General features: G+C 71.8%; 15 protein-coding genes. 11 read left to right on the plus strand and 4 right to left on the minus strand.

Annotated features, from left to right (window positions below):
• The first annotated feature begins 177 nt into the window (after nucleotides 1-177).
• Nucleotides 178-1,272, plus strand: a complete 1,095-nt coding sequence (locus tag LXM90_RS03860; protein ID WP_234081798.1) for a DUF4272 domain-containing protein — start codon at nucleotides 178-180, stop codon at nucleotides 1,270-1,272.
• Nucleotides 1,273-1,284: 12 nt separating this feature from the next.
• On the opposite strand, the gene LXM90_RS03865 is transcribed toward LXM90_RS03860, so the two are convergent.
• Both LXM90_RS03865 and LXM90_RS03870 read right to left on the minus strand, forming a co-directional pair.
• On the minus strand, nucleotides 1,285-2,673 hold the full coding sequence (locus LXM90_RS03865) for an FAD-binding oxidoreductase (RefSeq protein WP_234081800.1): 1,389 nt from the start codon (nucleotides 2,671-2,673) through the stop codon (nucleotides 1,285-1,287).
• A gap of 87 nt (nucleotides 2,674-2,760) precedes the next feature.
• Nucleotides 2,761-3,243: a nucleoside deaminase gene (locus LXM90_RS03870; RefSeq protein ID WP_012321704.1), complete on the minus strand. Its 483-nt coding sequence runs from the start codon at nucleotides 3,241-3,243 to the stop codon at nucleotides 2,761-2,763.
• A gap of 1,121 nt (nucleotides 3,244-4,364) precedes the next feature.
• Between LXM90_RS03870 and LXM90_RS03875 the strand changes: the two genes are divergently transcribed.
• A complete protein-coding gene (locus tag LXM90_RS03875) occupies nucleotides 4,365-5,321 on the plus strand; it encodes an antibiotic biosynthesis monooxygenase (RefSeq protein ID WP_234081802.1) in 957 nt (318 codons plus the stop codon).
• 77 nt (nucleotides 5,322-5,398) lie between these two features.
• Nucleotides 5,399-6,523, plus strand: a complete 1,125-nt coding sequence (locus LXM90_RS03880; RefSeq protein ID WP_234081805.1) for a hypothetical protein — start codon at nucleotides 5,399-5,401, stop codon at nucleotides 6,521-6,523.
• Between the two features lie 81 nt (nucleotides 6,524-6,604).
• Here the strand turns inward: LXM90_RS03880 and LXM90_RS03885 are convergent, their stop codons facing one another.
• Both LXM90_RS03885 and LXM90_RS03890 read right to left on the minus strand, forming a co-directional pair.
• Entirely contained in the window at nucleotides 6,605-6,970 is a 366-nt protein-coding gene (locus tag LXM90_RS03885; RefSeq protein ID WP_020091072.1) for a response regulator, read from the minus strand.
• A 33-nt stretch (nucleotides 6,971-7,003) separates the two neighbouring features.
• Nucleotides 7,004-7,285, minus strand: coding sequence for an STAS domain-containing protein (locus tag LXM90_RS03890; RefSeq protein WP_103984592.1), 282 nt, complete (start codon nucleotides 7,283-7,285; stop codon nucleotides 7,004-7,006).
• 318 nt (nucleotides 7,286-7,603) lie between these two features.
• Between LXM90_RS03890 and LXM90_RS03895 the strand changes: the two genes are divergently transcribed.
• The 8 genes from LXM90_RS03895 (at nucleotide 7,604) to LXM90_RS03930 (ending at nucleotide 17,361) form a co-directional block, all read left to right on the plus strand.
• Complete coding sequence (locus LXM90_RS03895) at nucleotides 7,604-8,839, plus strand: methyl-accepting chemotaxis protein (RefSeq protein ID WP_234081807.1); 1,236 nt, start codon at nucleotides 7,604-7,606, stop codon at nucleotides 8,837-8,839.
• Nucleotides 8,840-9,459: 620 nt separating this feature from the next.
• Complete coding sequence (locus tag LXM90_RS03900; protein WP_042669782.1) at nucleotides 9,460-11,571, plus strand: chemotaxis protein CheA; 2,112 nt, start codon at nucleotides 9,460-9,462, stop codon at nucleotides 11,569-11,571.
• Nucleotides 11,571-12,080 carry a chemotaxis protein CheW gene (locus tag LXM90_RS03905; RefSeq protein WP_020091068.1) on the plus strand — a complete coding sequence of 170 codons (510 nt, stop codon included), beginning with the start codon at nucleotides 11,571-11,573 and terminating at the stop codon, nucleotides 12,078-12,080. Before LXM90_RS03900 ends, LXM90_RS03905 begins: the two co-directional genes overlap by 1 nt.
• A gap of 63 nt (nucleotides 12,081-12,143) precedes the next feature.
• Nucleotides 12,144-14,336 carry a HAMP domain-containing methyl-accepting chemotaxis protein gene (locus tag LXM90_RS03910; RefSeq protein ID WP_020091067.1) on the plus strand — a complete coding sequence of 731 codons (2,193 nt, stop codon included), beginning with the start codon at nucleotides 12,144-12,146 and terminating at the stop codon, nucleotides 14,334-14,336.
• A 128-nt stretch (nucleotides 14,337-14,464) separates the two neighbouring features.
• Nucleotides 14,465-14,938, plus strand: coding sequence for a chemotaxis protein CheW (locus LXM90_RS03915; RefSeq protein WP_026604606.1), 474 nt, complete (start codon nucleotides 14,465-14,467; stop codon nucleotides 14,936-14,938).
• A gap of 13 nt (nucleotides 14,939-14,951) precedes the next feature.
• Nucleotides 14,952-15,800 carry a CheR family methyltransferase gene (locus LXM90_RS03920; RefSeq protein ID WP_020091065.1) on the plus strand — a complete coding sequence of 283 codons (849 nt, stop codon included), beginning with the start codon at nucleotides 14,952-14,954 and terminating at the stop codon, nucleotides 15,798-15,800.
• Complete coding sequence (locus LXM90_RS03925) at nucleotides 15,797-16,882, plus strand: protein-glutamate methylesterase/protein-glutamine glutaminase (protein WP_020091064.1); 1,086 nt, start codon at nucleotides 15,797-15,799, stop codon at nucleotides 16,880-16,882. Before LXM90_RS03920 ends, LXM90_RS03925 begins: the two co-directional genes overlap by 4 nt.
• 41 nt (nucleotides 16,883-16,923) lie before the next feature.
• Nucleotides 16,924-17,361 carry a hypothetical protein gene (locus tag LXM90_RS03930; protein ID WP_158684185.1) on the plus strand — a complete coding sequence of 146 codons (438 nt, stop codon included), beginning with the start codon at nucleotides 16,924-16,926 and terminating at the stop codon, nucleotides 17,359-17,361.
• Nucleotides 17,362-17,435 lie beyond the last annotated feature (74 nt).

Genomic DNA, 17,435 nt, shown 5'->3' on the forward strand with positions numbered 1-17,435 from the left:
CGACGGCCGGTTTTCTAACCGGCCGAACGGCCACGTCAACCGAATGCTGCGGTCCGGCCTCCGAGGGCTCCGGGCGCGGCGCGCCTTGCCCGGCCGGCGCGCCCAGAGTGGGGCGGGCCCGGTTTGGATGCCAGCCTCGGAGGCGCCGCTCCGCGGGAAGACCGGAAGGGAGAGACCATGAATCTGCTGAAGCGGCTGTTCGGACGCGCCGATGCGGCACCGGCGGAGGCGGCGCCGGACGAACCGCTTCTCGTCAACGCCTACGCGACCGTGCGCGACCTGCCCGCGCTCCCCTTCGACCACGCGCTGAACGGCCGGCGGGACCTGTCCGACCCCGAATTGCAGCCGCATCTCGACGGGTTCATCGGCTACGTCATGGGACGGGGCGACGGGCAGATGACCGCCCACCGCTACCATCTCTGGCGCCACCTGCAGCGCGTCCGCAACCACGTCAGCTTCGCGGTCGCCGCGTCCGACCTGCCGCGCGTGGAAGCCTGGGCGCTCGCGGCGAACGCCGTCCTCTTCCTGCCCGACGGATCCGTGCGGGCGCCCGACATGGCGCTCCTCCTGTCGGCCGCGGGCGAGACGGACGCCGCCGCGCGTCTGCCCTACCCGCCCGACGCCGTCGCGCGCCGCGCCCGGACCCTGGAGCACCTCGAGGATCTGGACCCGAAGCCGCCGGCCGGCATGCCCCCCGCGCTCGGCGAGGCGGAGCTCGCGCTGCGACCGCCGGCGGAGGTGCTCCGGCGGGCTCTGGCCCTGCTCTACATCGCGGCCTGGGGGCAGGCCTTCGGCGCCGGCACGACGCTGCGCGAGCCGGGGCAGAGGACGCTGAATCCGATCGGCTTCGCGGCCCTGTCGCCGGCCGAGCGCGCCCAGATCGAGGCGGCGGACCCGAAGGACGCCGCGGCGGCGTCCTGGCGCTACGAGGCCGCGAACACCCTGCTGTGGGCGCTCGGCGTGCGCGCGGCCCGGATCGCCGACAGCGACGCCACGGTCGACGTCGACGCGCTCTGGCGGGCGGTCGCGCCGCTCGCCCGGGACGCGGGCGCGGCCGACGCCGCGCGGCTGCGGCCGCCCGGCGAGATCCTGGAGGCGCTGGACCGCGCGTGGCGGGCGCACTGGGTCGTCCGGCAGGCGCGGCAGAAGGGGACAGCCCCCGCGGGGCTCAACGGCGACGTCGTGGCGGAGCGCCACGTCGCGCTGAACTGGCTGACCGGATTCCAGAACGACCGCGACACGCCCTGGGACGCGACCGACACGCCGACGTGACCGCGCCGCGGCTCAGCGCAGACCGTCGAAATAGTCGAAGAACACGCGGTCCGGATCGTGCTCGTCGCGCAGCGCGCACAGCCTCTGCCACTTCTCGGGCGTGAACGCCTGGGCGACGATCTCGGGCTGCTCGACCGTGTTGGTCTCGCCGATGTAGTAGCCGATGTTGAGCGGCTTCAGCGCGGCGATCACCGCCCGATGCCAGGCGGCGTTGGCCTGATCGTCGTCCGCCGCGTGCCACATGGTCCAGGGGCCGCCATAGACCTTCGAGGTCATGGAGCGGGCCATGTTCCGCTGCGGCCCCGGGACGTCGGGTCCGCAGAAGATCGTCGACAGGAACACCGAGGTCGCCGAAGGCGCCCGCTGCCACAGGGGCAGGATAGCCGCCATCACCGCGCCGGGGCTGTGATTGGAGAAGGTGGCCTCGACCCGGGATCGCACGCCCTCCGGGAAGAGCGCGCCGGACGCGTCGAACAGCTGCTCGAAGTCGAGGGGCGTCACCCGCGCGCTCGACAGGGGCGCGACCGGTGCGTCATCGAGCGGCGCCAGCGCGCGCCGGGCCGCCTCCGGGGTGTCCTCGAAGGCGGTGGCGGTGACCATGCAGACCCAGCCGTTCCGGTCCGCCGCCGCCTCGGCCAGCGCGGGCGGCGCCTTCACGAGGAACTGGGTCAGCTCGACGCTCGGCGCGATCGCGGGCGCCGCCTCGCCGAGCCACGTGCCGACGGCCGGCGCATCCTCGAGGCGATAGAAATACTCGCTCCCGTGAATGGCCTTCGGCAGCGCGTGGAGCTTGAGGAAATACTTCGTGACGATCCCGAAGAAGCCCGGGCCGGCGCCGCGCGCGGCCCAGAAGAAGTCCGGGTTCTCGGTCTCGCTGGCCCGGATCCGCTCGCCCTGGGCGGTGACGAGCTCGATCGCCTCGAGGCTCTCGGTGCCGTAGCCCCAGACCGTGGGGTTCCAGGCCATGCCGCCGCCGAGGAAGTAGCCGCTCGCCTTGACCTGGGGGCAGTGGCCGGTCGGGAAGGCGAGTCCGTGGGCGTTGAGCGCCTTCTGGATGTCGCGGTTGCTGACGATCGGCTGGATGACCGCCCGGCGCTGCGCGACATCGATCGCCAGGATCCTGTCGAGGCTCCCGAGGTCGATCAGGATCCCGCCGTTGCGCAGGGTCGGCTGGCACCAGTTGTGGCCTCCGCCGCGGACGACGACCTTGAGGCCGTGCGCGCGGGCGAACTTCACGGTGGCGACGATGTCGTCCTCGTCGGCGGCCCTGACGATCATCTGCGGCGCCCGGTCGGGGATCAGCCTGTTCCACAGGTTCCCGTGAAGGGCCTCCCGGAACTGCGGGTCGCCCGCGTCGATGACCGGGCCCTTGCAGGCCGTCCTCAAGGTCTCAGCATTCATGACTGGGCACTGCGCGGGCGTGGGGGCCCGCTCGGGCGACGCGGCCTGAGCGGGCGGAGCAGGACGGCCGATCTCGCGATCCGGCCCTCAGTAGGGGACCCGGTCCGCCTTCTGGGCGTACTTCTTCCAGACCTCGACGGCCTCCTCGCGCATGATCTGCTGGGTCGGGATGGAGCGCTCGCCGACATCCTTCTTGAGCTCGGCGTAGATCATGCTGTCGTCGAAGCCGCCGTATTCCAGCGCGTCCTCGACCTGCGCCGCGTAGTAGACGTTCTTGACGCCGGCCCAGTAGGCGGCCGCCATGCACATCGGGCAGGGTTCGGCGCTGGTGTAGAGCGTCGCGTTCCGGAGCTTGAAGCTGCCCTGCGCCTTGCAGGCCTTCCGGATCGCCTCGATCTCGCCGTGCCAGGTCGGGTCGTTCTCGGCGACGACGCGGTTGGCGCCCTCGGCGATGATCTCGCCGTCCTGGACGATCACGCAGCCGAACACGCCGCCGGCACTGTCGACCAGCGACGTCTTCTCCGACAGGGCGATCGCCCGGGCCATGAACTTTTCGTGGTTGTCAGACATTGGAACCTCTGTCGTCGCGAAACGGGTCGGTTGGTCGAGACTATGGACCGCGAAGATTTCTTAATCGAGGGGCGGTCCCGATTGTTGTGTCGGACCGCACTAGACTTCGCGCGGCGTGCTTAACAACTCCGGGTCGGCCGACCGGCATTGGCTTCGGGTCGAGCGATGTCGCCGCGCGGCTCGACCGAGCGGTGCGGGCTGTCACGGAGCGCGACCGCCATCGAGCCGCGCGGGCAGGATCGGCGACGGGGCCGCGCGCGGATCGGGACGTTCCGCTGAAACCGTGCGTCCCGCGAAACGCATGTTCGTCAGCAGTAACGAGCGGCTACGCGCGGCTTGGCGACAGAATAGACAGGGCCGGAAGTGCCGCGTCAACGCCGGCCCGCGATCGTCGGCAGTCGAATTGTAAATATAGGGAAATGCAATAAAACGACCGTGAAGAGATGATCGATCACGGTCTCCGGCTCGATCCGAGCAGCACATCCGGCGCGTCGCGGGCACGGCGGCGGCTCCTGATCGGGACGGCGGCGCCCCGGCTGAGACGGACGGACAAGAAATATTCCGTCCCGTCATGGCAGGCCGCCCCGGCCTGCGCCACACCTTCCGCCGCGCCCGGCGACGATCGTCGCCGCCCCGTTTTTTCATTGTCGCTCCGTCCCAGCTCGGCGTGGCTCGGGCGGAGCGGGCGCCGAAAAAGTCCGGCGTTCCGGGCCGCGCGCGCGGAAGATAAATATCGTGCAAGCGTTTCCGCTTAAAAGACGATTGCCGTAGAGAACGTGCTGTATTTACAATTAAAATATTCGACCTCCGCGCTGAGGTCTTGACTCCGCTCGAAGCTTGCCCGCTGATACAGGTATGCAGAGCGGTGCTGCCAATGGAGTGGCGGGCGCTGGATGCAAGATCAATTTTCGGTTGTTTATCCTCGTGTTCCGCGGCGCGGCAGATCCCTGCGGGTCCGCCGCCGCCTCGGTGCCGCGGTCCACGGACCGGCCGTCCCGCCCGCCGGAGGTGGCGCCTCTCGGCCCCCCGGACCCATCGGGCGGTGACCGGGCGCGGCGCCGGGGGCCGCGCGAAGCGAACGCGCGAGTGCAGGCAGCCGTGCAACGGAAGCGCGTCGGTTCATGAGCGGTGCCACAACGTCCGTCAGCATCGTGACGCAGACGACCATCCGGCCGGAGAGCGCGGACGCCTTCGCCCGCTGGCAGGTCGACACCAGCGCCGTCGTCGCGGCCTTCCCGGGCTTCATCGAGCAGCAGCTGATCCCGCCGCGCCCGCCGCTGCAGGTGGACTGGGTGATCGTGCAGCGGTTCCACAGCCTGGAGCAGGCCATGAGCTGGATGGCCTCCCCCGAGCGGCAGGCCCGCATCCAGGGCGCCACGCCGATGCTCGTCGGCCGCGACGACGTCCACATCGTCAAGGACGACGCCAGCGCGGCCCGGACCTCGCCGGTCAGCGCGGTGATCAGCACCCGCGTGAAGCCCGGCATGGAGGCCGCCTACCTCCGGTGGGAGCAGAAGATCGCGGCCGCGCAGTCGCGGGCGCCCGGCATGCAGGGCTACCGGTTCGAGCCGGCCGTGCCGGGGGTGCAGGAGGACTACGTGGCGATCCTGCGCTTCGACAGCGAGGCGAACCTGCGCACCTGGATGGACTCGCCCGAGCGGCGGGCCCTGGTCGCCGAGGCGGCGCCGATGACCGCGGAATTCCACACGCGGACGGTGCAGAGCGGCTTCGAGCAGTGGTTCCGCAACGTCGCGCCGCCGGGAGAGGGCGCGCCCGCGGCGTGGAAGATGAACATGATCGTCGTGCTGACCCTCTACCCGACCGTGTTCCTGTGGGGCGTCCTGGTCGGCGCGCCGATCCTGGCCGGCATGCTGAAGGTGGATTTCCCGGTCGCCCTGTTCATCGGCAACGTGTTCAGCGTGCTGCTCACCTCGCTGATGGTGCCCTGGACGGCCAAGCGGCTGGGCTGGTGGCTGACGCCGGATCCGGCGCGGCGGACCCGGGTCAACCTGCAGGGCGCCGCGCTGCTGATCGCCGCCTACGGGCTCATGATCCTCGTGTTCTGGAAGCTGTTTTGACCGGCCACGCGCCCGGGCGGTCGCGGCCCGCGCGGCGCCGTCGCGGGCAGGGGCCGGGCGCGGGGACAGGGCGCGCGATGCCCCGGTCGGTGTCCCGGGCGAGCCCGCGCCCGGCGGCCGGGCTGCTGATCCTGGCCTGCGGAGTCGGTCTGGCCGGGCCCGCCTGCGCCGAGCCTGCGCCCGCTCCGGCCACGGCCGCGGCCAGTTCCTCGACCACGTCGGGGGCGGGTGCGGCCGACGGGACGCCCGTCGCGGCCGCGGCCCGCGCGCGGCGCCAGGAGGCCGGCGTCGCCGTCGCGGCCGCCACCGTGATGGCGGCGCCGCCGCCGTCGTTCTTCAACTTCTCCGACACTGTGGTGAGCTACCGCTTCCAGGGACCCTCGGCGGAGCCCGGCCTCCGTGTCCAGCGTCCCGACGGCCAGTTCGTGGGGCGCGAGGTCCCCAAGACCGTCATCAACCTGTTCCACGCCAACGCGTGGGCCTACGGCACCAACCTGCTCTCCCTCGACATCCTCCGGTCCGGATCCCAGGACCCGGCCGGCAATCAGGTCCGCCGGTTCGAGGGCGTCGGCGCCACCGAGTTCTACCTGATCTACCGGGGCGTCCTGAGCCTCAACAAGGTCTTCGACACGCAGGCCCTGGCCATCCCCGGCTTCGTGAAGGATGTCGGCCTGTCGTTCGGGGCCGACGTCAACACCAAGGACACGACCTTCGACTCCGAGAAGCGCGCCGGAACCTTCGGGCTGAGCTTCGCCTTCGACGTGCCGGCCGGGTTCGTGAACCTGAAGGTCCAGGGCTACAAGGAGTTCTCCCGCAACGGCTTCGCCGGATACGGGCCGGTGCCGGGCTTCGACTACGCGCACTTCCGCAGCGTCGAGTTCAAGATGACGCCGGAATTCGAGATCACCTACACGATCCCGCTGCCGTTCACCGGGCTGCCGCTGTCGCTCGCCGGCTTCAACACGATCGTGCTGCCCAAGGGGCGCTACGGTCGATTCAACGAGAACGACACCCAGCTGGAATTCGTCTCCCAGACCAACCTCGTGCTCGATGTCGGGCAGCTCGTCGCCGGCACGCCCAACCGGGTCGAGGTCTTCGCCGGGTTCCAGTACTGGCACAACAAGTTCGGGGGCGACCCGCGGCGCACGCTCAACACCGAGGAGAAGGCGCTGATCGCCGGGGTGGCCTACCACCTGAAATGAGCCGGTCGGATCGGCCTGTCCGCGGCGGGGACATGACGGGCCCGATGTCGGGCCCCGCGAAGCGGGGCCTCGGTCGCGGCCTCAGGCGCGGACGAGCTTGCCCACGACCGCGAGCAGCTGCTCGGGCTTGAACGGCTTGGTGATCCAGCCGGTCGCCCCGGCCGCCTTCGCCTGCTGCTTGATCGCCTCGTCGGATTCCGTGCTCAGGAAGAGGATCGGCACGCCCGTGCAGCTCGGCAGCGTCCGCAGCTGCTTGATCATCTCCAGCCCGTTCATCACCGGCATGTTGAGATCGGTGATGACGAGGTTGACGCTCTCGCTCCTGGCCTTCGCGAGGCCTTCGGCGCCGTCGCCGGCCTCGATCACCGTGTGGCCGGCCGGGCCGAGCACCACCTTGATCATCTGCCGGATGCTAGGCGAATCGTCGACGGCGAGGACAGTGGCCATGACACGGATTCCGTTCTTGTGCCTGACGCGCGCCTAGAGGAGCGGCGCGCTGGGGTGTTCGATCGCGGCGCGCCGGAACGCGCCCTCGACCGCCGGGGGGACGTTGACCAGCGCGATCCCGGCGGCCCGACCCCGCGCCGTCCGGTCGGCCGCGAGCACGATCTGGACGAAGGTGACGTCCGCGCGCTCGACCGCCGCGCAGTCGAGGGTGAGGCGCGCCCCGCCGGCGAGCGCCGCCGCCAGCGTGTCCTGCAGGGCCCGGACGGTCCGGATGGTGCAGTCGGGACCGAGCGTGAGGACGGGAGCCTCGGACATGCGGGTTCGTGACCTCGACGACGGACTTGCGGGGCGACGCGCCGCCGCGCCCGAGTCAACACCGCGGCGGGTAAATTCTTCCTGAAGGTTCGGCCAATCGCGGACGGCCGACGCGGCCGCGGGCCCAGCACAGGAGGGAGGTCTGCCCGGCCTGGAACAGTGTTGATTGGCTAATACTGTGATCTGTGCCGGCCGTTGCGGCCATCGGCCGGGCGATAACGCTTTCTTCAACGGCGATCCTTACCCTCGGTCGGGTACCGACCGTGGGATTGTTCATGACCCGCGCGCGTCGGACGATGCCGAGAGACCCGCCCGCCGATGGCCTTCCAAGTCGCCCACGACATCCTCAGGCAGGTCCCGGCCCGGTTCCGCCGGCCCGAGATGCGGTCCGAGGCGGGGTCCGATGACCGGCGCGGATCGGGCGCGGCGATCCCGGCCGCCCCGCTCCCGGAGGCGGCCGCGTCGTCCAGCGAGCCCGCGCCGCCGCCCGCCGCGATCGTGGCCGAGCCGGCGCCCGCCGCGCAGGCGGCCGACCTGCTCCAGGCCTGGCTCGGCCTCTCGGCGCAGCAGCGGACGCTGCTCGACGCCCTCGTCGCCGAGCTCGGGATCGTCTCCACCGACGTGGAGGCCAACGTCCACGGCCTGTCCAACCGCTTCCAGAGCATCGCCGCCACGACCTGCGAGCAGTCGGAGATCGTCCGCGGGCTCGTCGCCTCGGTCCAGACCGTCCGGATCGACGACCGGACCCTGCAGCTCGGCGACGTCGCTGCCGGCCTCGGCGAGACGCTCACCGCCCTGATCGAGCGGATCACCCTGATGTCGTCCCGCGGGTCGACCCTCGCGCAGGGTCTGGCCGGGGTGCTCGAGGGCCTGTCGTCGGTCGAGGGGAGCGTCGCGCAGATCGAGCGGATCAACCGCCAGACCAACCTGCTCGCCCTGAACGCCAAGATCGAGGCGGCCCGGGCCGGCGCCAGCGGCGCGGCCTTCGCGGTGGTCGCCGACGAGGTGCGCGGCCTCGCCACGACGATCAACGCCCTGTCGGACGTGATCAAGCAGCAGATCGGCACCATGGCGGCCGGCCTGCGCGGCAGCCATGCCCTGCTGGGCGACATCGCGGCGATCGACATGTCCGAGGAGAGCCGGACCGCCGAGACGCGCGTCCGCATGGTGATGCGGGCGCTGGTCGAGCAGAACGCGCAGGTCGCGGGCATCCTGCAGCAGACCGCCGAGACCACGCAGGCCATCACGCAGGACGTGTCGGCGGCGATCGTGGCGATGCAGTTCCAGGACCGGGCCAAGCAGCGCATCCAGAACGTCGAGGGCCTGCTGCGCTCGGCCGGCGCGGAGCTCGGGCGGCTCGCCGACCACAGCGCGGACCGCGTCGCGGCGCCGGATGCCGCGGCCGATCCGGCCTGGATCGCGGCGGCGATCGCCGGCTGCACCCTGGGGGAGGTTCGCGCGCGCCTGACCGAGCGCCTGCTCGGGGGGGCTCCGGCCTCCGAGACGCCGGCCGACGCCGCCGCCGACGATCTGGACGGCATCGACCTGTTCTGAGCGCGCCGGCGCGCGCCGAGGGCAGCCCGTTCGGGCCCGGTCGGCGGTCGCGCCGCGGCCGGGCCTTCCCGCGCCGGACCGGCCGCGACCGGCCCCGTTCCCGGTTCCAGTCCCATCGCGATCCGCGCGCCGCCCGCAGGGACCTGCCGCGGCCCGCATCCGCGCGGCTGCGCGCCGGTGGACGTCGATGTTCGTCCACGCCCGTCCACGCCCGTCCGCGTCCGTCCACGTCCGACTGAGTCCATCGACGTTCGTCGACGCGCCGTGATGGCCGGAGCCGTGCCGCACCGCGCGCCCGAGATCCTGTGATCCGCGTCTCACACGATCGCAGTATCCGACAATCAAATTCTTCGAAACCGATGTGGATATACTTCCTGTTCAGGATTCAAATCTGTTCGTTAACCGAAAATTTCTGGTCCGATTATATACAACCCACGAAGTCAGGCGGCGGCTTCGCGTCGTGTCCCGTCACCGCGCGGTCGCCGCGCGCCGGGACAGTCTGTTCGACTGCTTGATCGCGAAAGACGCGGCCGGTCTCCGGTATCGGCGCGTCCGTTCGCGCTCAGGATCGGGCGGTTGGTTCTGTATCTGCGTTCTGTGTCCGGGGGTCCGTTCGTCCCATGACTGCTCTCGATCCCGCGGAGATCTTCCGCGCCGAGGCCGCCGAGCTGCTCGCCCGCCTGGAGACGACGCTGCTCGACCTCGGCGACCGGCCCGAGGACCGGGCCCTGATCGACACGGCCTTCCGGGCCCTGCACACCATCAAGGGCTCGGGCGCCATGTTCGGCTTCGAGCAGGTCGCCGCCTTCACCCACGATTTCGAGACCGCCTTCGACCGCGTCCGGCGCGGCGAGGTCCCGGTCGGCCGCGACCTCGTCAACGTCTCCCTCTCGGCCAAGGACTACATCCGCGGCCTCATCGAGGAGCCCGAGGCGAGCGCCCCGATCATCGGCGAGGCCATCCTGGCCGAACTCGAGCAGCTGCTCGGCGCCGCGTCCCGCCCGGCCGCCCCGTCCGCGCTCCTCCCGGAGCCGGCCGCCGAGCGCGCTGCGGCGGGGGAGGGCGGCTGGCAGATCGGCATCGCGTTCGCGCCCGAGATCCTCCGCAACGGGACCAATCCCCTGGCGCTCCTCGACGAGCTGCGCGACCTCGGCGCCTGCACGATCGTGCCGCGCCTCGACGCGCTGCCCGAGCTGCCGGCCCTCGACCCCGAGAGCCTCGCCATCGGCTGGGACGTCACGCTGCGCGCGGCCGTGCCCCGCGAGGCGATCGAGGACGTCTTCCTGTTCGTCCGGGACGAGATGACCCTGACGCTCGTCCCGGTCTCGGCCGCGCCACCGGACGCGGCGCCCGAGCCGGCCGAGGCCGCACCGTCGCCGTCGGGGCCGCCGTCGAGGCCGCCGTCGAGGCCGCCGTCGGGGCTGCCGTCCGGCGCGGTTCCGGCCGCCGATCTCGCCGGCCGCGGGTCCGGCGAGACCGGACCGGCCGGGCCGGGGGCGGTCGAGCCCGCGGGCCGGGCCGCCGAGCGCGTCCCGGCCCGGCGGGCCGAGGAGCGGCCGGCCAGCAGCGTCCGGGTCGAGGCCGAGCGGCTCGACGAGCTGATGGACCGGGTCGGCGAGCTGGTCATCGCCCAGGCGCGGCTCAGCCAGCTCGCCGGCCTGCATGCCGATCCCGGCCTCAAGGCCATCGCCGAGGAGATCGAGCGCCTGTCCGCGCGGCTGCGCGACACCACGATGAGCATCCGCATGGTCGCCATCGGCGCCCTGTTCGGCCGCTTCCGCCGCCTCGTCCACGACCTCTCGCGCGATCTCGGCAAGCCGGTCGAGTTCGTCACCGCCGGCGAGGAGACCGAGCTCGACAAGACCGTGATCGAGCGCCTGGCCGACCCGCTCGTCCACCTGATCCGCAACGCGATCGACCACGGCATCGAGGCGCCCGAGCGCCGCGCGGCCGGCGGCAAGGCCGCCACCGGGCGGATCACGCTCACCGCCGAGCATGTCGGCGCGCAGGTGCTGGTGAGCGTGCGCGACGACGGCGCCGGGCTCGACGCGGCCCGCATCCGCGCCAAGGCCGAGGAGAAGGGCCTGTGCGCGCCGGGCGCGGTGCTCACCGACCAGCAGATCTACCAGTTCCTGTTCGCGCCGGGCTTCTCGACCGCGCAGGAGATCTCGGCCCTGTCGGGGCGCGGGGTCGGCATGGACGTCGTCAAGAAGACGATCGAGAGCCTGCGCGGCACGATCGACATCGCGACCGAGCCGGGCGGCGGCACCTGCGTGGCGCTGCGCCTGCCGCTGACGCTGGCGATCATCGAGGGGCTGCTGATCCGGGTGGGGGAGGGACGCTACGTCATCCCGCTGGCCGCGGTGGAGGAATGCGTCGAGCTGCCCGCCAGCGAGCGCGGCGGCCGCGGGCGGGACTTCCTCAACATCCGCGGCGCGCTGGTGCCGTTCCTGCGGCTGCGCAGCCTGTTCGGGGCCGCGGGCGAGCCGGACCTGCACCAGAAGGTGATCGTGGTGGCCGCCGGTGAGGCGCGGGTCGGCCTGGTGGCGGACCAGATCATCGGCAACCACCAGACCGTCATCAAGTCGCTGTCGAAGCTGCACGCGGACGTGGCGACCTTCTCCGGGGCGACGATCCTGGGTGACGGCACGGCCGCGCTGATCATCGATGTCGGCCGCCTCGTGAGCGGCGGGCGCGCCGAGGGCGTGCGCGAGTACCAGGAGGTGGCGTGATGAGCGGCGGCGTGGCGCGCGGAGTCGTCGAGCCCGGCCCGCAGGCGGCCGCCGACGGCGGCCAGCGGGACGGTCGGCAGGGCGGCCAGCAGGTGGTGATGTTCCGGATCGGCTCGGAGAGCTTCGCGCTGGAGGCCGGGATGGTGCGCGAGATCATCGATCCGATCCCGGCGACGCGGGTGGCGGGGGCGCGCCCGCATATCGATCGGATCGTGAACGTGCGCGGCAACGTCGTGCCTCTGGCCGACATCCGCGAGCGGTTCGGGATGCCGGCGGCGTCGGCGAGCCCGGACACGCGCTTCCTCGTCCTGGAGGTGCCGGTAGCGGGCGACCCCGTGGTCGTCGCGCTGGTGGCCGACAAGGTGTTCGCGGTCACGGAGGTCGATCCGGCGCAGTGCGAGGCGGTGCCGCCCGTCGGCACGACCTGGCGCCCGGAGTACATCCGCTCGATCGTCAAGGCGGGGGACGAATTCATCATCGTCCCCGAGCTCGAGCAGATCCTCGACTGAAGTCTTTCCGAAGTCTTTCTGAAGTCCTGTCAGAATCTCGTGTTTGCGTAGGGGTAAAGGGCGATGCGTTTCTCGATCAAGGCCAAGCTCGGGGTGGGCTTCGGCGCGATCCTCGTTCTCCTGGGGACGGCCAGCGGGGTCGGCTACCAGAGGCTCACGGCCGCCGACGCGACGATGAAGTACGTCCTGAGCCGCGCCGAGATCCAGAAGCAGGTTCTCGAGGGCAAGGCGCACGCCATCCGCAGCGCGTTCAACGTCCGCGGAGCCCTGATCAGCCCGGACGAGACGCAGATGACGGAGTTCGCCAAGCGCTCGGCGACCAACCACGGTGACGCCATGGCGTCCCTGGCCAAGGTGAAGACTCTGCTCATGACCGACGAGGGCAGGAGGCTCTACGAGGACCTGTCGGCCAAGTACGAGAAGCAGAACGCGCTGGGGAACCGGGCTCTGGAGCTGACCCGCGACAATTCCAACGGGAAGACCTGGGCCGAGATCAATGCGGCGGGTCGCCCGGCGCTGGCCGCCCTGCGCACGGACCTCGACGCCCTGATCAACACGGCGACCGACGCCCAGAGCCCCGCCGGAGAGCGGCTCGCCCGGGTCGCCGCGGTGTTCAAGAGCCGGGTCGAGCGGGCCTGGGGGCAGCTGACCTCGGCCACCGGGACCACGAGCGTCGAGGCGCTCCAGCAGCGCGTGGCCCTCGCCAAGCAGTCGCGCGAGGAGATTAACCGGTCGGTGGACGAGCTCGCGGCGGCGTCCCAGGCGGCGGGAATCGCCGTGACGGCTGTCCGCGAGCGGTTCGGAACCTGGGCGTCCTCCTTCCAGCGGGCGCTCGCCCTTGTCGAGATCGGCAGCTCGGTGAAGGCGGCAGAAGTCGCCTCGGGCGAGTACGCCACGGTGAGCACGACCGCGATCAACGCGTTCGAGGCGCTGGCGGATCGGCAGAAGCGGTTCATGGACGACGCCGCGGCCCAGGCCACCGCGGAATCCGCCCAGGGTCAGACGATCCTGCTGAGCGTGGCGGCGGCCGCGCTCCTCATGGGCCTCGGCATCGCGACCTGGCTCGCGCTGTCGATCTCCCGCGGCCTCGGCCGTGCCGTCTCGCTCGCCGACGCGGTGTCGATGGGCGACCTGAGCCAGACCGCGACGGTCACGACCAACGACGAGCTCGGCGACCTCGTCGGCGCCATGGGCCGCATGACCGAGAACCTGAACGCGACCGCGGCGCTCGCCAACGCGATCGCCCAGGGCGACCTCACCGTGGAGGCCCGGCCGCTCTCCGACAAGGACACGATGGGCCTCGCCCTGCAGACCATGCTGTCGAAGCTGCGCACCGTCGTGGCCGAGGCGACCGCGGCGGCCGGCAACGTCTCGGCGGGGTCCCAGGAGCTCTCGGCCTCGGCCGAGCAGCTGTCGCAGGGTTCGACCGAGCAGGCCTCGTCGACCGAGGAAGCCTCGGCCTCCATGGAGGAGATGGCCGCCAACGTGAAGCAGAACGCCGAGAACGCCAGCCAGACCGAGACGATCGCCCGGCAATCGGCCCAGGACGCCGAGGCGAGCGGAATCGCCGTCGGCCGCGCCGTCGAGGCCATGCAGACTATCGCCCAGAAGATCACCATCGTGCAGGAGATCGCCCGCCAGACCGACCTGCTGGCGCTCAACGCCGCCGTGGAGGCGGCCCGGGCCGGTGAGCACGGTCGCGGGTTCGCGGTGGTCGCCAGCGAGGTGCGCAAGCTCGCCGAGCGCAGCCAGGCGGCCGCGGCCGAGATCGGCACGCTCTCGTCCGACACCGTCAAGGCCGCCCAGCAGGCCGGCGACATGCTCGGCAAGCTCGTGCCCGACATCAAGAAGACCGCCAGCCTGGTCGAGGAGATCACCGCCGCCTGCCGCGAGCAGGATGTCGGCTCGGGCCAGATCAACCAGGCGATCCAGCAGCTCGACAAGGTGACCCAGCAGAACGCCAGCGCCTCCGAGCAGGTCTCGGCCACCTCCGAGGAGCTGGCCACCCAGGCCGAGAAGCTGCAGGCGACGATCGCCTACTTCCGGATCACCGAAGCGGCCGCGCCGGTGGCCGGTGTCGACCAGGCGGTGACGCGGCTGCGCGCGACCGCGGCGCGGATGGGCACGCCCTCGGCGGCGATCCGCTCCCCGAGCCCGAAGCGGGCGGGCGCGCGCGGCCCGGCCGGGGGCGGCGGCTTCGCCCTCGACATGGGCGAGGGCGACGCGCAGGACGCCGCCTTCACCCGGGTCGCCTGACACCTCGCCCGAGGCCCGGATCCGCGCGGTGCCCGTGCCCGCGCGGATCCCGCCGCCGTCGTCAGCCGCCGTCGTCAGCCGTCGTCGCGAGCCGCCGTCGCGCGCCGCGCTCCAGCCGGAGACCCTGCATGTCCAGTGTGTGGCAGTACCTGACCCTCGGCCTCGGCGCCGAGACCTTCGGGATCGACGTCGAGCACGTCCACGAGATCCTCGACTACCGGGTCCCGGCCGCGCTGCCGCAGGCGCCGGCCTTCCTGCTCGGCATGATCGACGTGCGCGGGCAGAGCTACCCGGTGGTGGACCTGCGGACCAAGCTCGGCCTGCCGCCGGTGGCGCGCACGCCGGCCACCCGGATCATCCTGCTCAACGTGCCGATGCCCGGCCGGGCGCTGCGGGTCGGGTTCGTGGCCGACCGGGTGATCGAGGTGACCGAGCTCGACCGGGCCGAGATGGAGGCGGCGCCCGAGGTCGGCGGGCGCTGGAACGCCCGCTACATCGCGGGGATCGGCCGCCGGGGCGAGGCCTTCGTGGTGGTGTTCGACCTCGTCGCGCTCATGGACGGCGACGGCCCGGCCCTGGTCGCGACCCCGCAGGCCGCCTGAAGGATCCGCCACCATGGAGGCCGATCCGGGTCACCTGAGCGACCGGCATTTCCGCTCGGTCGCCGACCTCGTCCAGCAGCATGCCGGCATCCAGCTCCCGCCGGCCAAGCGCACCATGGTCGAGGGGCGGCTGCGCAAGCGCATGCGCGCCCTCGATCTCCCGACCCTGGAGGCCTACGGCCGCCACCTGTTCGAGGCCGGCCACCTCGCGGACGAGTTCCCGCACCTCGTCGACTGCGTGACGACGAACAAGACCGACTTCTTCCGCGAGCCCGCGCATTTCGACCTGCTGCGCGAGACGATCGTGCCGCGGCTGGCGGCGCGGGGCGACCGGCCGCTGCTCAAGGTCTGGAGCGCGGCGGCCTCGACCGGTGCCGAGGCCTACACGCTGGCGATGGTCCTGCACGACATGGCCGCCGACCGGTTCCGCTACGCCATCCTCGGGACCGACATCTCCTCGGAGGTCCTCGACCGTGCCCGGACGGCGATCTACCCGGCCGAGATGCTGGACGCCGTGCCGGCGGACCTGCGCCGCCGCTACGTGATGGTCGCGCGCGATCCGGCCCGGCGCGAGGGGCGGATCGTGCCGGAGCTGCGCGCCCGGGTGCGGTTCCAGCGGCTCAACCTGATGGACGAGACCTACCCGATCGACCGGGACGTCGACCTCATCTTCTGCCGCAACGTGCTGATCTACTTCGACAAGCCGACCCAGAGGGCGGTGGTCGCGCGCCTGGCCGGGCACCTGCGCCCCGGCGGCTACCTGATCGTCGGCCATTCCGAATCCATGGCGGGCGTCGGCGTGGCCGGCCTCGACCAGATCTCCTCGACCGTCTTCGGCAAGCTGCGGGAATCCGGCCGGTGAGCGCGTCCAGACCGATCCGCGTCCTGATCGTCGACGACTCGGCCTCCGTCCGCCAGACGCTGTGCAGCATCCTGGGGACGGCGCCCGACATCGAGATCCTGGGCACCGCCGCCGATCCGTTCATCGCGGCGCGCCGCATCCAGGAGGAGATCCCGGACGTCATCATCCTCGATCTCGAGATGCCGCGCATGGACGGCCTGACCTTCCTGCGCAAGATCATGGCGCAGAAGCCGCTCCCGGTGATCGTCTGCTCGACCCTGACCGAGGCCGGGTCCCGGATCCTGTTCGAGGTGCTGGAGGCGGGCGCCGTCGACGTGCTGCCGAAACCGCGCGTCGACACCCGCCAGTTCCTGCTCGAGTCCACGGTCCGGGTCTGCGACGCGGTCCGGGCCGCCGCCCGGGCCAAGCTGCGCGGGAGCCGGCCGTCCCGGCCGCTGGTGGAGGCGAAGCTCTCGGCCGACGTCGTCCTGCCGCCGCCCGTGCCCGGGCGCGTCGTGGCCGGGACCGACCGGATCGTCTGCATCGGCGCGTCGACGGGCGGCACGGAGGCGCTGCGCGACGTGCTCGAGGTGCTGCCCGCCGAGTCCCCCGGTCTCGTCATCGTGCAGCACATGCCGGAGCATTTCACGGCGGCGTTCGCCAAGCGCCTGAACGGCCTCTGCGCGATCGCCGTCAAGGAGGCGGAGGACGGCGATCCCGTGGTGCGGGGCCGTGCCCTGATCGCCCCGGGCGGGCGGCACCTCATGGTCGAGCGCCGGGGCGGCAGCTACGCGGTGTCGGTGAAGGACGGTCCCCTCGTCGCGCGCCACCGCCCGTCGGTCGACGTCCTGTTCCGGTCGGCCGCCCGGGCCGCGGCCGCGAACGCGCTCGGCATCCTGCTGACCGGCATGGGCGACGACGGCGCCAACGGCCTGCTGGAGATGCGCCGCGCCGGGGCGCAGACGGTCGCCCAGGACGAGGCGAGCTGCGTCGTGTTCGGGATGCCCAAGGAGGCGATCGACCGCGGTGCGGCCGCCAAGATCCTGCCGCTGGAGCAGATGCACCTGGAGATCCGGCGCTTCGGCCTGCCCGCGGCGCGCTGAGGCCGGGGCGAGCGCCGGGGCCGGGTTCAGGACTGGTCGCGTTGCCCGGGCTGCGCCTCGGCCTTCGCCCGGCGTCCGCGCGCGCGGCTGGATGGTTGCGCCGCGCCGCGCCGCGTCCCGCGGGGGCCAGCCTTTACCGGCCTGGCTCCGGGAAGCCCCACGCTCCCGCCCCGCCGCGCGCCGCGCTGGGCGACCTGACCGGGACGGTCACCCTCGTCCCGGGGTCCAGAATCCAGCAGGTCCTGAACACCGGGCGGATGCTCGGGCACGCGGAACAGGCGGGCCAGCCCGTCGGCGACGCCCCGGAGAACGGCATCGGCCTGCTCGTGATCGTCCTGGCCCTGTACGACGATGAAACTCATCTGCGCACCCGGATGGTTCGTTCAGGTCCTCAACTCGACACGTTGCGAAGGGTTGCCTGGGCCTGTCGGAAGTCATCCGACGATTATGCGAATCCGCACGTCATGAACGTCATGTAATCAACCGGTGGTCGTATATAGGTGAATAATGAATGATTGTGCCCGGTGGTGACGGCGACTCGCCACGATTCCCG

The sequence above is a fragment of the Methylobacterium oryzae genome (assembly GCF_021398735.1).
Classification (GTDB): Bacteria; Pseudomonadota; Alphaproteobacteria; order Rhizobiales; family Beijerinckiaceae; genus Methylobacterium.

Excerpts from the sequence above, each read along its gene's own strand:
- LXM90_RS03880 (WP_234081805.1), top strand. The coding sequence starts at position 5,399 with ATGCCCCGGTCGGTGTCCCGGGCGAGCCCGCGCCCGGCGGCCGGGCTG.
- LXM90_RS03905 (WP_020091068.1), top strand. The coding sequence starts at position 11,571 with ATGAGCGGCGGCGTGGCGCGCGGAGTCGTCGAGCCCGGCCCGCAGGCG.
- LXM90_RS03860 (WP_234081798.1), top strand. The coding sequence starts at position 178 with ATGAATCTGCTGAAGCGGCTGTTCGGACGCGCCGATGCGGCACCGGCG.
- LXM90_RS03920 (WP_020091065.1), top strand. The coding sequence starts at position 14,952 with ATGGAGGCCGATCCGGGTCACCTGAGCGACCGGCATTTCCGCTCGGTC.
- LXM90_RS03900 (WP_042669782.1), top strand. The coding sequence starts at position 9,460 with ATGACTGCTCTCGATCCCGCGGAGATCTTCCGCGCCGAGGCCGCCGAG.
- LXM90_RS03870 (WP_012321704.1), bottom strand. The coding sequence starts at position 3,243 with ATGTCTGACAACCACGAAAAGTTCATGGCCCGGGCGATCGCCCTGTCG.
- LXM90_RS03915 (WP_026604606.1), top strand. The coding sequence starts at position 14,465 with ATGTCCAGTGTGTGGCAGTACCTGACCCTCGGCCTCGGCGCCGAGACC.
- LXM90_RS03885 (WP_020091072.1), bottom strand. The coding sequence starts at position 6,970 with ATGGCCACTGTCCTCGCCGTCGACGATTCGCCTAGCATCCGGCAGATG.
- LXM90_RS03890 (WP_103984592.1), bottom strand. The coding sequence starts at position 7,285 with ATGTCCGAGGCTCCCGTCCTCACGCTCGGTCCCGACTGCACCATCCGG.
- LXM90_RS03865 (WP_234081800.1), bottom strand. The coding sequence starts at position 2,673 with ATGAATGCTGAGACCTTGAGGACGGCCTGCAAGGGCCCGGTCATCGAC.
- LXM90_RS03910 (WP_020091067.1), top strand. The coding sequence starts at position 12,144 with ATGCGTTTCTCGATCAAGGCCAAGCTCGGGGTGGGCTTCGGCGCGATC.
- LXM90_RS03875 (WP_234081802.1), top strand. The coding sequence starts at position 4,365 with ATGAGCGGTGCCACAACGTCCGTCAGCATCGTGACGCAGACGACCATC.
- LXM90_RS03895 (WP_234081807.1), top strand. The coding sequence starts at position 7,604 with ATGGCCTTCCAAGTCGCCCACGACATCCTCAGGCAGGTCCCGGCCCGG.